We start from the raw sequence: 11,280 nt of genomic DNA, 5'->3' as shown, positions 1-11,280 counted from the left end.
CTCTTCTAGCGCGTGAAAGTTGTTATTTAGAGCGACCGCGCCGCGCCGCCATCGCAGCGGATCATCGAGCCGGTCACATAGCTTGCGGGTTCACTGCAGAGGAAGGTAGCCGTGGCGGCGAATTCCTCGACGCGGCCGTAACGGCCGACCGGGATGCGCTGCTGTCGCTCGGCGCTGATATCCTCCAGGCTCTTGCCGCTGCGTTTGGCCGCCGCATTGTCGAGGTCGGCCAGCCGGTCGGTGGCGATGCTGCCCGGCAGGAGCATGTTCACGGTGATGCCATGCGCGGCCACCTCTGTCGCCAATGTCTTGCTCCATCCGGCAAGCGCGGGACGCAGCGTGTTGGACAGCGCCAGATTGGAGAGCGGTTCGATAACGCCGGAGGAGGCGACGGTGAGGATCCGTCCCCATCCTTGTGCCTTCATGCCCGGCAACAGCGTGTTGGTGAGCGTGATGATCCGCGCCACCATCGACAGGAAATAGGTTTCCAGCCGCTCGGCGGTCATATCCGCCGTCGTCCCCGGTGTCGGCCCACCGCTATTGTTGACGAGAATGTCGAGGCCGCCAAGCTTGTCGGTAACCGCCTTGCTGACGACGTCTACGAAGTTTTCGTCGTTGAGATCAGCCCAGATCCAGTTGGCCCGTCCTTTGCCTTCGGCATTGATGGCCTTGCAATTGGCTTCCAGCCGCTCGCCGCTGCGCCCGCAAAGCAGGACATTTGCTCCCTCGCGCGCCAGCGCCAGAGCAATGCCGTGACCCAATCCCTTGGACGAGGCGAGAACCAGCGCCCGCTTTCCCTTGATGCCGAGATCCATCCTGTTCATCCTTCATAGTGTTCGAGTCTTTCAGGCGGAATTTATAGAGCGTCGCAAACTGCTTTTGAAAGTTGAATGCCAACAAAGGACAGCGAAATACGGGTTAAAATATTGACGTTAACGTAAGCGTAATTTAACCTGATTGCCGTGTTGGGTGAATTGGAGGATTGCCTGTCGCTTCCCGGCTCGACAATCCTCTCCCGTTTTGACAAGAGATAATCGAAACGGGGAAGACGCCCAAAGGGGACAAGGCCGCGCATCCGGTTCAATCGGAGCCTGGCCAATCGGAGAGAGTGAATGACTGACGCCAGCGAGCTGCCTGAACGCGAGAGCATGGAATTCGACGTTGTGATTGTCGGGGCAGGCCCTGCCGGGCTGTCGGCGGCGATCCGCCTGAAGCAGGTCAATCCGGACCTGACCGTCGTCGTGCTCGAGAAGGGCGCCGAGGTGGGCGCGCATATCCTGTCCGGCGCCGTCGTCGATCCGATCGGCGTCGATCGCCTGCTGCCCGGCTGGCGCGACGAGGAGGGGCATCCCTTCAAGACCGAGGTGACGGCCGATCACTTCATGCTGCTGGGTCCCGCCGGTTCCATCCGCCTGCCGAATTTCGCCATGCCGCCATTGATGAACAATCACGGCAACTATATCGTCTCTCTCGGGAACGTCTGTCGCTGGCTCGCCGAAAAGGCGGAGGCGCTCGGCGTCGAGATCTATCCCGGCTTTGCCGCAACCGAAGTGCTCTATAATGACGACGGCGCCGTCATCGGCGTTGCCACCGGCGACATGGGTATCGAGAAGAATGGCGAGCCCGGCCCGAACTATACGCGCGGCATGGAACTGCTCGGCAAATATGTGCTGATCGGCGAAGGCGTGCGCGGCTCGCTCGCCAAGCAGCTCATCGCCAAGTTCGATCTGTCCAGGGATCGCGAACCGCAGAAGTTCGGCATCGGCATCAAGGAGCTCTGGCAGGTGAAGCCCGAGAACCATAAGCAGGGCTTGGTACAGCACTCCTTCGGCTGGCCGCTCGGCATGAAGACCGGCGGCGGGTCCTTCCTCTATCATCTGGAAGACAATCTGGTTGCCGTCGGTTTCGTCGTGCACCTGAACTACAAGAATCCTTATCTCTTCCCCTTCGAGGAATTCCAGCGCTTCAAGACGCATCCGGCGATCCGTGGCACGTTTGAAGGCGGCAAGCGCATTTCCTATGGTGCCCGCGCCATCACCGAGGGCGGCTACCAGTCGGTGCCGAAGCTGTCCTTCCCCGGCGGCGCGCTGATCGGCTGTTCCGCCGGTTTCGTCAACGTGCCGCGCATCAAGGGCAGCCATAATGCCGTTCTCTCGGGCATGCTGGCGGCGGACAAGATTGCAGACGCGATCGCGGCGGGTCGCGCCAATGACGAAGTCATCGAGATCGAGAACGAATGGCGCGCAAGCGACATCGGCAAGGATCTGAAGCGCGTGCGCAACGTCAAGCCACTGTGGTCGAAGTTCGGCACGGCGGTCGGCGTGGCACTTGGCGGCCTCGACATGTGGACCAACCAGCTCCTCGGCTTCTCCTTCTTCGGCACGCTGAAGCACGGCAAGACAGATGCGCAATCGCTGGAGCCGGCGGCGAAACACAAGAAGATCGACTATCCGAAGCCGGACGGCGTCCTCACCTTCGATCGTCTCTCTTCGGTGTTCCTGTCGAACACCAATCACGAGGAGGACCAGCCGGTTCATCTGAAGGTCAATGACATGGCTCTGCAGAGGAACTCGGAGCACGATATCTTTGCCGGCCCGTCGACCCGCTACTGTCCGGCCGGCGTCTATGAATGGGTGGAGAAGGACGGCGAGGAGACCTACGTCATCAACGCCCAGAACTGCGTCCACTGCAAGACCTGCGACATCAAGGATCCTAACCAGAACATCAACTGGGTCCCGCCGCAGGGCGGCGAGGGACCGGTCTATCCGAATATGTGACGGAGATGTCGGGGAACGGTTGAGATATGTATGCGATCCGTTCCGCCCGGCCGGATGAATTGCACCTGCTGGCGGCGATCGAGGTCGACGCTTTCTGGGCACTGCACGATGCCGGCGCGGTCGCCTGCGAGCCGACCTCCTTGCCGATCGGCGTGCTCCGGCAATCCCTGGAGGCGGATCTGTTGTTCGTCGCAGTCGATGCGCTGGACCAGCCGTTCGGCTTCCTCGCGGGTATCGCGATGGCAGATGCCGTCCATATCGCCGAAATCGATGTGATCCGGCACTGGCAGAAAAAGGGTGTCGGGCGCCGCTTGATGCAGGCTGCCATTGAGACCGTTCGGGCGCGCGGTGTATCGGGCATTACCCTGACAACGGACCGTCATGTCCCCTTCAACGCGCCATTCTATGCGTCGCTTGGATTCCGCATACTGAACGAAAGCCAGAGATCGGCGGAGCTGTCGCGGATCCTGGAAAGAGAGGTCGAGCACGGCGCCGACCCGGCTCGGCGGGTTGCGATGGCGCTGTGGTTCTGAATGGCAGCTTTACAAGCGCGCAGCAATTCTAAGATCCTCCGCAACGCGCTGAAGCCGTTTATCACGCGTCCAGAGATAGGTTCCGGGTGTCAGCATGGCGGCTGCGGCGAGATGAGCGTCGACATAGCCGATCCCTGTACCCTGCAATTGGTTGCTCCGGATGAAATAGAAGACGTCCTCATCCGACGCCTTCGCGATCTGATACAGCCGGCTGAGGCTCCGCATCACGAGATCATATTGCCGCAGACTTCCAAGGCTGATCTCGCCGACGACGAAGGGATGAATAAGAACTTGTTTCTGTTCCAACAGAGATTGGAGCCGGGCGTCCAGCGAATGAAAATGATCGATCCAGATCGATGTATCGACCAAGATCATTCGACGCCAAACTGACGACGAGGAGGAGCCGTAATATCCGGTTCCGTGCCGCCAAGACGTATCAGGGTTCTGGCGGCTTCGCGTTCCACGAGAGCTTTCAATGCTTCGCGCAGGATCGCTGAGGTTTCGGCCAGGCCAGTAACCTCGCGTGCATCCGCGAGCAATTTGTCATCGATGGCTACCGTGGTCCGCATTGATGTGCTCCTTTGGCATCAAAATTAGCATCAGATGATGTCACTTTCAATGCCAAAGGCTGCCAATGGGCAGCCTTCAATCTATCCCTTTGCGGACGGCGCTCTCATTTCCGAGACAGCAGTCCGGTCGACAGCGCGACACCCAATCCCGTAACCACCGCTGCCGAAATCTCGGCGACACCGAGCGGCTCGCCCAGCAGCAGCCCGCCGCCGAAGGTGGCAAGCACCGGGGTGATGGCGGTGAAGGCGGCGGCTTGCGTGCCGCCGAGGGCCTGGACGGCAAGACCGTAGGCGAGGGTGGCGGCGAGGCCGGAAAGCAGGCCTTGGCTGACGACCTGCAGACCGATTTCCGGCAGCGGGATGGAGGCGAGCGAGCTCCCGAAGACGAAAGCCAGCACGACATGGATGAGGAACGACCAGACAGCGATGATGGCGCTCGACTGGACGGCATTCAGGCCGGAGCGACGGAAGGCGTGGGTATAACCGGCCCAGAGTAGCGCGCCGAGCGGCAGCAGCGTGAAGCTGATCCAGGATACCTCGGCGCCGGAAAGGCTGCGTACCAGAAGGATGACGACGCCGGCGACGATGCCGCCAAGGCCGAGCCAGCGGGTGACATCCGGACGTTCGCGAAACAGCAGCACGCCGATGAGGGCGGCCGCCAGAGGCATCGAGCCGCCGAGCAGGATGCCGGCCGAGGTGGCGGGTGTGACGTGAATGGCGAAGGTGGTCAATTGGAAGAACAGCGCGCCAGAGCCGCACACCATCAGCGCCAGAAGCTTCAGCGGCACGCCTTTCGGCAAGAGACCGGTACGCAGCCAGACAGGGGAGAGCACCAGCGCCGGAATGCCGTAACGGATGAGGCCGAGATCGATCGTGCTCATCTGAGTTTCAGCGGTGTGGCGGGTGGCCAGGATCCAGTTGGCCCAGATCAAAACTGTGATGATGGCGCCGGCATAGCCGATCGCGGTGGGCATCGTCTTGCGGGAGGAAAAAGCCAAAGTGGTCATCGACATATCCTTTCTAACCGTCCGGATCATCATCCGGTTGAAGAAAAGATAGCGCCGGAGGCCGAGGCATGTCCTTGCTAGTTATGGCTCTGAAAACGTGCTATGGGCAATAATCTGCCAATATAAGATATTGGATTTCGCAAAAATGCTAAAACTGGATAAATTCGATATTGCCATCCTCAACTGCCTGCAGGAAGATGCGCGCGCCACCAATGTCGAGATCGCCGAGAAGGTAAACCTCTCTCCGTCACCCTGTCTGAGGCGCATCCGCAATCTGGAAAAATCGGGCCTGCTACGCGGCTACCGCGCCGATATCGACCGCAAGGAGGCGGGTCTCGGCCTGACGGTTTTCGTTGAACTCAAGGTTGGGCATCACTCGAAGGAAAACTCCGAGGCTCAGCAGGCGGCACTGCTTGCGATTCCCGAGATCGTCGCGTGCCATTTGATCTCAGGAACGGCCGACTTTCTGGCCGAGGTCGTGGTGGAGGATCTGGCGGCCTATGAAAAGGTGATGTCGGAAAAGCTTCTCGTCCTGCCCGGTGTCACCGATCTGCGCTCGAATTTTGCGATCCGCACCCTCAAGACCAACGGTGCCCTGAAGCTGTCTCAACCTGCCTGAAATGAAAAAGGGGCCGATGCCGGCCCCTTCGAGATCGGGATTTCGATAGACTTCAGAGCATCGTGCCGCTGAGGATCAGCAGTGCGACCGAGAAGTAGATCACCAAGCCGGTCACATCGACCAGCGTTGCGACGGCCGGAGCCGATGCGCTGGCCGGATCGAGCCGCAGCCTCTGCAGCAGGAACGGCAGCATCGAACCGGCAAGCGAGCCGAAGGTAACGATACCGATCAGTGCTGCGAAGACGGTCAGGCCGACCAGCTGCCAGTGCGGGCCGTAGTCGAACAGGCCGATAGTCTGCCAAAGCACGACGCGGGCGAAGCCGACGAGGCCGAGGATGGAGCCGAGCACCATGCCGGTCGGCAGCTCGCGCAGGGCGACGCGCCACCAGTCCGAAAGCTTGAGTTCGCCAAGCGCCAGCGCCCGGATGATCAGCGAGGTCGCCTGCGAGCCGGAATTGCCGCCCGAGCTCATGATCAGCGGGATGAACAGCGTCAGGACGACGGCCTTTTCCAGCTCGCCTTCGAAATGCTGCATGGCGCTCGCCGTCAGCATTTCGCCGAGGAAGAGAGCGGCGAGCCAGCCGGCGCGCTTGCGGATCATGCCGGCGAAGCCGATCTTCATATAGGGCTGGCCGAGGGCTTCCATGCCGCCGAACCTCTGGGCTGCTTCCGTCGTGTCGGCGATCATCGTGTCGATGACGTCATCGACCGTGACGATGCCGAGCATGCGACAGTTTTCGTCGACAACCGGCAGCGCGAGCAGATCGTGGTGGCGAATGAGGCGAGCGACATCCTCCTGCTTCATCAGGGCGGGCGCGGTGACCGGTGTGCCCTTCTGTGCAACCGTCAGGATGCAGGCGTCGGGCTCGCCGGTGATGAGGCGGCGCAGTGTCACGACATGCAGCAGCGCCTGCGTTTCGTCGTCCAGCACATAGATCGCATAGACGGTCTCGCGGGAGCGTTCGACCTGGCGAACATGGTCGAGCGTCTGGGCAACGGTCCAGCTGGCGGATACGCTGACGAATTCCGTCGTCATGATGCCGCCGGCCGTGCGCGGCGGATAGCCCATCAGGCCCTGGATCGCGACGCGAACCGGCTCGTCGAGGGTGGCAAACAGGCGGGTGCGTGCATCGCCGTCCAGCTCCAGCAGGACGTCGGCCACGCGGTCGTTGGACATGCCGTGCAGCAGCCGTGCGGCGTCGGCATTGCTCATGACCTCGAGAATGGCGGAGGCGTTGCGAAGTTCCGGCCGGTCGAGGATACGCACGGCGCGCTCCTCCGGCATTTTGGCGAGGATGCGCGCGGCCTCTTTCGCATCGATAGCATTTAGCTGCTCGACGCGTTCCGCGATGGTACCGACGCGGTTGTTATTGATGAATGCACGAGCGGCATTGCCGGCCCGCATGGGGAAGCTGTTGATGTTCATTATAGCTCGCCTTTCCAGTCGATCTGCCGTCGTGGCGGATCGTGGCGAGCCGACAGGAGTCGGTTACTGCACGAAGGCCACTGACGGCAAAGGCAATCGACTACTACTGTCGCTAGGCATCGTAAGATGGCTCCGGTTAATCGGTATGGAAAACGCTGTTCCCCACATGTGGCCAGAAGTCGCTCCGAAGTGGCGAAAAGTCAAGTGGCAGAGACGGTTAATGCCATAATGTCGCAGTAAAAATTCGATTGCGTGGCTAATGGCTTGTGCATTGCAGCAATCGCTATTGTAGAAAGGCCAAAAACGGTTTGGCCGGGTGACCTGCACCCGGCCAATTGAGCAGATAAATGAGCCTCAGAAGCCGGCCAGAACGACCTTGCCCTTCATCTTGCCGGTCTCGACCAGCGCATGCGCCTTCTTCAGGTTGGCGGCGTTGATCGTGCCCAGCGTTTCGGTCAGCGTCGTGCGGATCTTGCCGGCGTCGACCAGTTCGGCGACCTTGGTCAACAGCCGGTGCTGCTCGATCATGTCGGCCGTGTTGAAGAGCGGGCGGGCGAACATCATCTCCCAATGGATCGAGATCGCCTTGCGCTTGAAGGGGACGATATCGAGCACTTTCGGATCGTCGATCAGCCCCAAGCGGCCCTGTGGCGCGATGATCTCCACGATCGAGGCGATATGATCGCTGGTGTTGGTGGTCGTGAAGACGAAGGCCGGGGCGCCGATGCCAAGGGCTTCGATCTGTGGGGCCAATGGCTTGGAGTGGTCGATAACGTGGTGGGCGCCGAGTTCCTTCACCCAGGCTTGGGTTTCCGGCCGTGAGGCGGTGGCGATCACGGTGAGGCCGGTCAGCGCCCGGGCGATCTGGATAGCGATCGAGCCGACGCCGCCGGCGCCGCCGATGATCAGAATGGCGTTGGCCGCACCCGGAACCGGATCTTGAACCTTGAGGCGGTCGAACAAGATCTCGTAAGCGGTGATCGAGGTCAGTGGCAAGGCAGCAGCGGCTGCGAAATCGAGGCTCTTCGGCTTTGCGCCGACAATGCGCTCGTCCACCAGCTGAAACTCGGCGTTCGAACCATCGCGATTGATGGCGCCGGCGTAGAAGACTTCGTCGCCAGGCTTGAACATGGTGACATCGGGGCCAACCGCCTTGACGACACCGGCGGCATCCCAGCCGAGCACCTTGTATTCGCCCTCGGCGGGGGCGGCGCTGGCACGGACTTTGATATCGACCGGATTGACGGAGACAGCCTTGATTTCGACCAGGAGATCACGGCCCTTGGCTTCGGGTGTCGGGAGATCGACGTCGATAAGCGACGTTTCGGCGGAAATGGGCTGCGGGATCTTGTAGGCGACGGCACGCATGGCAAACTCCTGTTTTGTTGCACAGGATCCAGATGCGTCTTATGATCGGAACATACAAGAATGCACAAATTCTGTACGTAGTACCTAAAAGGATACTGTCGATGTCACTACCCCGCGCCAAGCTCGTCCAGAATTTCCCCGGTTGTCCGGTTGAGGCGACGCTGAGCCTGCTCGATGGCAAGTGGAAGGGCGTGATCCTGTTCCATCTGATGGACGGGACGCTGCGCTTCAATGAAATCCGCCGAAAGCTGCCGTCGGTGACGCAGCGCATGCTGACAAAGCAGCTACGGGAACTGGAAGTGTCCGGCCTGGTGTCGCGCACCGTTTTTCCGGTCGTGCCGCCACGCGTCGACTATGCGCTGACGCCGCTTGGCGCCAGCCTTGAGCCGATCATCAAGGCGATGGCCATCTGGGGTGAGGAAAATGTCCTCTGCCGTACCGGCAAGCAGGAGGTGCGGCTTTCGCCCGCCTCATGCGCTCCGGGTCTTGCGCTCCAGGGCAACTGATATTCCGAAGACGACCAGGCCGAGGACGGAAAGCACCGCGCCGACATAGCCGGTCGCGGCGGCCGTGAAGCCCCAGGCGATTACCATGCCGCCGAGCCAGGCGCCGAGCGCATTGGCGATATTGAAGGCGGAATGATTGGAGGCGGCGGCAAGCGTCTGCGCATCGGCCGCGACATCCATCAGCCGCGTCTGCACGGCGGGGCAGGCGGCAAAGCCGCAGCCGATCAGGAAGACGCAGAGACAGAGCATCACCGGATTGGCGGCGGTCAGCGAAAACAGCGTCATGACGATGACGTTGAAGACCATCATGCCGCCGATCGTGCCCTTGATCGACAGATCGCCGAGGCGCGAGCCGACGACGTTGCCGACATTCATGCCGATGCCGAAGAGCGCCAGCACGATGGGCACCATCGCGGTTCCCAGACCGGCAACCTGCGTCGTCGTCGTTGCGACATAGCTGAAGACCGAGAACATGCCGCCGAAGCCGACGGCGGCGATGCCGAGCGTCAGCCAGACCTGAATACGCTTGAGTGCGCCGAGTTCGCGGGTGATGCTGGCGCCTTCCTCAACCCGGTCCTTGGGCAGGAACAAGGCGATCAGCAGCATGGTCGCAAGGCCGATACCGCCGACCAACATGAAGGCCGCCCGCCAGTTCAGGATCTGGCCGAGGAAGGTGGCGATCGGCGTGCCGATCAGGGTGGCGATGGTGAGGCCGAGCATGACCTGGCCAACGGCCCGGACGCGGCGATGAACCGGCACCATCGAGGCGGCGACAAGCGCTGCAACGCCGAAATAGGCACCATGCGGCAGGCCGGTGATGAAACGCAGGGCCGCGAAGCTTTCGAAAGTCGGAGCAAACGCGCTGGAAATGTTGCCGGCGGCAAAGATCGCCATCATCAGCAGGAGCAGCGTGCGACGCGCCATCTTGGCGGCGAGAATGGCGATGATCGGCGCGCCGACGACGACGCCGAGCGCATAGGCGCTGATGACGTGGCCTGCCTGCGGGGTCGTCACCCCGAATGCGTCGGCGACATTCGGCAACAGGCCCATGATAACGAATTCACCGGTGCCGATGCCGAAACTCCCGACGGCGAGAGCCAGGGTGACGAGTGCGATCGCGGCGCGCGACGGCGCCTCGATGACGGATTGGGAATCGATGACGTCGGCGGTAATATCGCTCATGAAAACTCCATGTCGGCGATCATGCGGAAGTGCCGCGAAGCAGGCAGCGAAACCTGGGATAAAGGCTTCGGGCACAGCATAGAAAATGAAAAGATCGGGAAGGCACGAATATGCCTCATGCGATAGTATGAGCGGCACCATACCTCTGTCGCGTGCATTTTTTGCAGTGCAGCATATCGCTTCACGCATACGTATTGCCGCTGGCTTGCCCCTCTGGCGCCCATCACGGTCGTCGCAAGTGACACCGGCTGCTTGAAATCGCTCCAGTTGGAACCACCTGTGAAGGAGCAGGCGTGGGGATCAGCTCCTTCCTGAGGCGCAATTGGCAGGAAATTGAGAGCATTGATGAAACTGATCGGCTTTTTCAACCGCGATGGCGGTACGTTCAAGACCACGGACATGGCCGCCTATGAAAAGAAGGCGGAACAGGTTTTCCGCGATGCAGGTCACGAGTTCGAGGGCCTGGTGGTCTCGGGCCGCGAGGTGGTGGCGGCGATGGAGCGCGCGGCGCGGCGCGACGATATCGACGGCATCGTCGCCGGTGGCGGTGACGGAACGATCTCGGCCGCAGCGTCCGTCGCATGGAAAAACGGCGTCGCGCTCGGCGTCATTCCGGCTGGAACCATGAACCTCTTTGCGCGGTCGCTGAAGCTGCCGCTCGACATCTGGCAGGTGCTGGACGTGCTGGCGACCGGTGAGGTCGAGCAGGTCGATATCGGCAGCGCCAACGGTCGGCCCTTTATCCACCAGTTTTCCGCCGGCCTGCACGCGCGCATGGTGCGCTATCGCAATGCCTATACCTACCGCTCGCGCATCGGCAAGATATCGGCCAGCACCCGCGCCGCCTTTGGCGTCATCGTCAATCCGCCGGAATTCGATGTCGATTTCGAGGTGGAGGGGCGTCGCGAGCATCGTCATGTCTCCGCGATTTCGGTTTCCAACAACCCCTATGGTGCCAATGCGCTGCTTTATGCCGACGATCTGCGCAGCGGCGAGCTTGGTTTCTATACGGCACGGCCCCTGCGGCCGCTGGGCGTGGCACGACTTGCCGTCGACATGCTGCGCGGCCGGTTCCGCGAGAATGCCGATGTCATGGTCATGCATACGCCTGAAGTGCATCTGCATTTCCCGAAACTGCGCAGCCTCGCCAATTGCGTCATGGACGGTGAGCTTCTTCCGCTGGAACGTGACGTCACGCTTAAGCTGCATGCCGGCGAACTGAAGGTGATGATCCGGCAGGGCACGGCCGCGCGCGCCGCCGAGGAAGAGGCGATCCGCAGCGCAGCCGTCTGA

General features: G+C 61.3%; 13 protein-coding genes. 5 read left to right on the top strand and 8 right to left on the bottom strand.

The window, feature by feature from the left end:
* Positions 1 to 26: 26 nt before the first annotated feature.
* On the bottom strand, positions 27 to 815 hold the full coding sequence (locus AC1RO0_RS18840; RefSeq protein ID WP_498594340.1) for an SDR family oxidoreductase: 789 nt from the start codon (positions 813 to 815) through the stop codon (positions 27 to 29).
* A 297-nt stretch (positions 816 to 1,112) separates the two neighbouring features.
* Between AC1RO0_RS18840 and AC1RO0_RS18835 the strand changes: the two genes are divergently transcribed.
* On the top strand, positions 1,113 to 2,777 hold the full coding sequence (locus AC1RO0_RS18835; RefSeq protein ID WP_498594339.1) for an electron transfer flavoprotein-ubiquinone oxidoreductase: 1,665 nt from the start codon (positions 1,113 to 1,115) through the stop codon (positions 2,775 to 2,777).
* Between the two features lie 26 nt (positions 2,778 to 2,803).
* Positions 2,804 to 3,310 (top strand): GNAT family N-acetyltransferase, encoded by a 507-nt coding sequence (locus tag AC1RO0_RS18830; RefSeq protein WP_498594338.1) that lies wholly within the window; start codon positions 2,804 to 2,806, stop codon positions 3,308 to 3,310.
* Between the two features lie 9 nt (positions 3,311 to 3,319).
* Here AC1RO0_RS18830 and AC1RO0_RS18825 read toward each other — a convergent pair whose 3' ends face one another.
* From AC1RO0_RS18825 to AC1RO0_RS18815, 3 genes are all read right to left on the bottom strand, one after another.
* The gene (locus AC1RO0_RS18825) at positions 3,320 to 3,685 is read right to left on the bottom strand and encodes a type II toxin-antitoxin system VapC family toxin (protein ID WP_498594337.1); all 366 of its coding nucleotides are present in this window, start codon (positions 3,683 to 3,685) and stop codon (positions 3,320 to 3,322) included.
* Positions 3,682 to 3,879 carry a type II toxin-antitoxin system VapB family antitoxin gene (locus tag AC1RO0_RS18820; protein WP_371109162.1) on the bottom strand — a complete coding sequence of 66 codons (198 nt, stop codon included), beginning with the start codon at positions 3,877 to 3,879 and terminating at the stop codon, positions 3,682 to 3,684. Before AC1RO0_RS18820 ends, AC1RO0_RS18825 begins: the two co-directional genes overlap by 4 nt.
* Positions 3,880 to 3,983: 104 nt before the next feature.
* Positions 3,984 to 4,886 carry a DMT family transporter gene (locus AC1RO0_RS18815; protein ID WP_498594336.1) on the bottom strand — a complete coding sequence of 301 codons (903 nt, stop codon included), beginning with the start codon at positions 4,884 to 4,886 and terminating at the stop codon, positions 3,984 to 3,986.
* Positions 4,887 to 4,983: 97 nt separating this feature from the next.
* Between AC1RO0_RS18815 and AC1RO0_RS18810 the strand changes: the two genes are divergently transcribed.
* Positions 4,984 to 5,505 (top strand): Lrp/AsnC family transcriptional regulator, encoded by a 522-nt coding sequence (locus tag AC1RO0_RS18810; protein WP_498594335.1) that lies wholly within the window; start codon positions 4,984 to 4,986, stop codon positions 5,503 to 5,505.
* A gap of 52 nt (positions 5,506 to 5,557) precedes the next feature.
* Here AC1RO0_RS18810 and mgtE read toward each other — a convergent pair whose 3' ends face one another.
* Together mgtE and AC1RO0_RS18800 are read right to left on the bottom strand one after the other, a co-directional pair.
* Entirely contained in the window at positions 5,558 to 6,931 is a 1,374-nt protein-coding gene (gene mgtE / locus AC1RO0_RS18805; RefSeq protein WP_498594334.1) for a magnesium transporter, read from the bottom strand.
* 354 nt (positions 6,932 to 7,285) lie between these two features.
* Entirely contained in the window at positions 7,286 to 8,299 is a 1,014-nt protein-coding gene (locus AC1RO0_RS18800; RefSeq protein WP_498594333.1) for a zinc-binding alcohol dehydrogenase family protein, read from the bottom strand.
* A gap of 101 nt (positions 8,300 to 8,400) precedes the next feature.
* Between AC1RO0_RS18800 and AC1RO0_RS18795 the strand changes: the two genes are divergently transcribed.
* Positions 8,401 to 8,805: a winged helix-turn-helix transcriptional regulator gene (locus AC1RO0_RS18795; RefSeq protein WP_498594332.1), complete on the top strand. Its 405-nt coding sequence runs from the start codon at positions 8,401 to 8,403 to the stop codon at positions 8,803 to 8,805.
* Here AC1RO0_RS18795 and AC1RO0_RS18790 read toward each other — a convergent pair.
* A complete protein-coding gene (locus AC1RO0_RS18790) occupies positions 8,770 to 9,987 on the bottom strand; it encodes an MFS transporter (RefSeq protein WP_498594331.1) in 1,218 nt (405 codons plus the stop codon). The genes AC1RO0_RS18795 and AC1RO0_RS18790 overlap by 36 nt on opposite strands.
* Positions 9,984 to 10,355 (bottom strand): hypothetical protein, encoded by a 372-nt coding sequence (locus AC1RO0_RS18785; RefSeq protein ID WP_498594330.1) that lies wholly within the window; start codon positions 10,353 to 10,355, stop codon positions 9,984 to 9,986. Before AC1RO0_RS18785 ends, AC1RO0_RS18790 begins: the two co-directional genes overlap by 4 nt.
* On the opposite strand from AC1RO0_RS18785, the gene AC1RO0_RS18780 reads away from it, so the two are divergent.
* Positions 10,333 to 11,280: a diacylglycerol/lipid kinase family protein gene (locus tag AC1RO0_RS18780; RefSeq protein ID WP_498594329.1), complete on the top strand. Its 948-nt coding sequence runs from the start codon at positions 10,333 to 10,335 to the stop codon at positions 11,278 to 11,280. The two genes, AC1RO0_RS18785 and AC1RO0_RS18780, sit on opposite strands and share 23 nt — an antisense overlap.

The sequence above is a fragment of the Rhizobium sp. GW821-FHT14E12 genome (assembly GCF_058803745.1).
This window is presented reverse-complemented; position numbering and strand designations above follow the sequence as displayed.

What these genes read in the sequence shown, in the direction of transcription:
- AC1RO0_RS18840 (WP_498594340.1), bottom strand. Translation starts at nt 815, where the DNA reads ATGGATCTCGGCATCAAGGGAAAGCGGGCGCTGGTTCTCGCCTCGTCC.
- AC1RO0_RS18835 (WP_498594339.1), top strand. Translation starts at nt 1,113, where the DNA reads ATGACTGACGCCAGCGAGCTGCCTGAACGCGAGAGCATGGAATTCGAC.
- AC1RO0_RS18830 (WP_498594338.1), top strand. Translation starts at nt 2,804, where the DNA reads ATGTATGCGATCCGTTCCGCCCGGCCGGATGAATTGCACCTGCTGGCG.
- AC1RO0_RS18825 (WP_498594337.1), bottom strand. Translation starts at nt 3,685, where the DNA reads ATGATCTTGGTCGATACATCGATCTGGATCGATCATTTTCATTCGCTG.
- AC1RO0_RS18820 (WP_371109162.1), bottom strand. Translation starts at nt 3,879, where the DNA reads ATGCGGACCACGGTAGCCATCGATGACAAATTGCTCGCGGATGCACGC.
- AC1RO0_RS18815 (WP_498594336.1), bottom strand. Translation starts at nt 4,886, where the DNA reads ATGACCACTTTGGCTTTTTCCTCCCGCAAGACGATGCCCACCGCGATC.
- mgtE (WP_498594334.1), bottom strand. Translation starts at nt 6,931, where the DNA reads ATGAACATCAACAGCTTCCCCATGCGGGCCGGCAATGCCGCTCGTGCA.
- AC1RO0_RS18800 (WP_498594333.1), bottom strand. Translation starts at nt 8,299, where the DNA reads ATGCGTGCCGTCGCCTACAAGATCCCGCAGCCCATTTCCGCCGAAACG.
- AC1RO0_RS18795 (WP_498594332.1), top strand. Translation starts at nt 8,401, where the DNA reads ATGTCACTACCCCGCGCCAAGCTCGTCCAGAATTTCCCCGGTTGTCCG.
- AC1RO0_RS18790 (WP_498594331.1), bottom strand. Translation starts at nt 9,987, where the DNA reads ATGAGCGATATTACCGCCGACGTCATCGATTCCCAATCCGTCATCGAG.
- AC1RO0_RS18780 (WP_498594329.1), top strand. Translation starts at nt 10,333, where the DNA reads ATGAAACTGATCGGCTTTTTCAACCGCGATGGCGGTACGTTCAAGACC.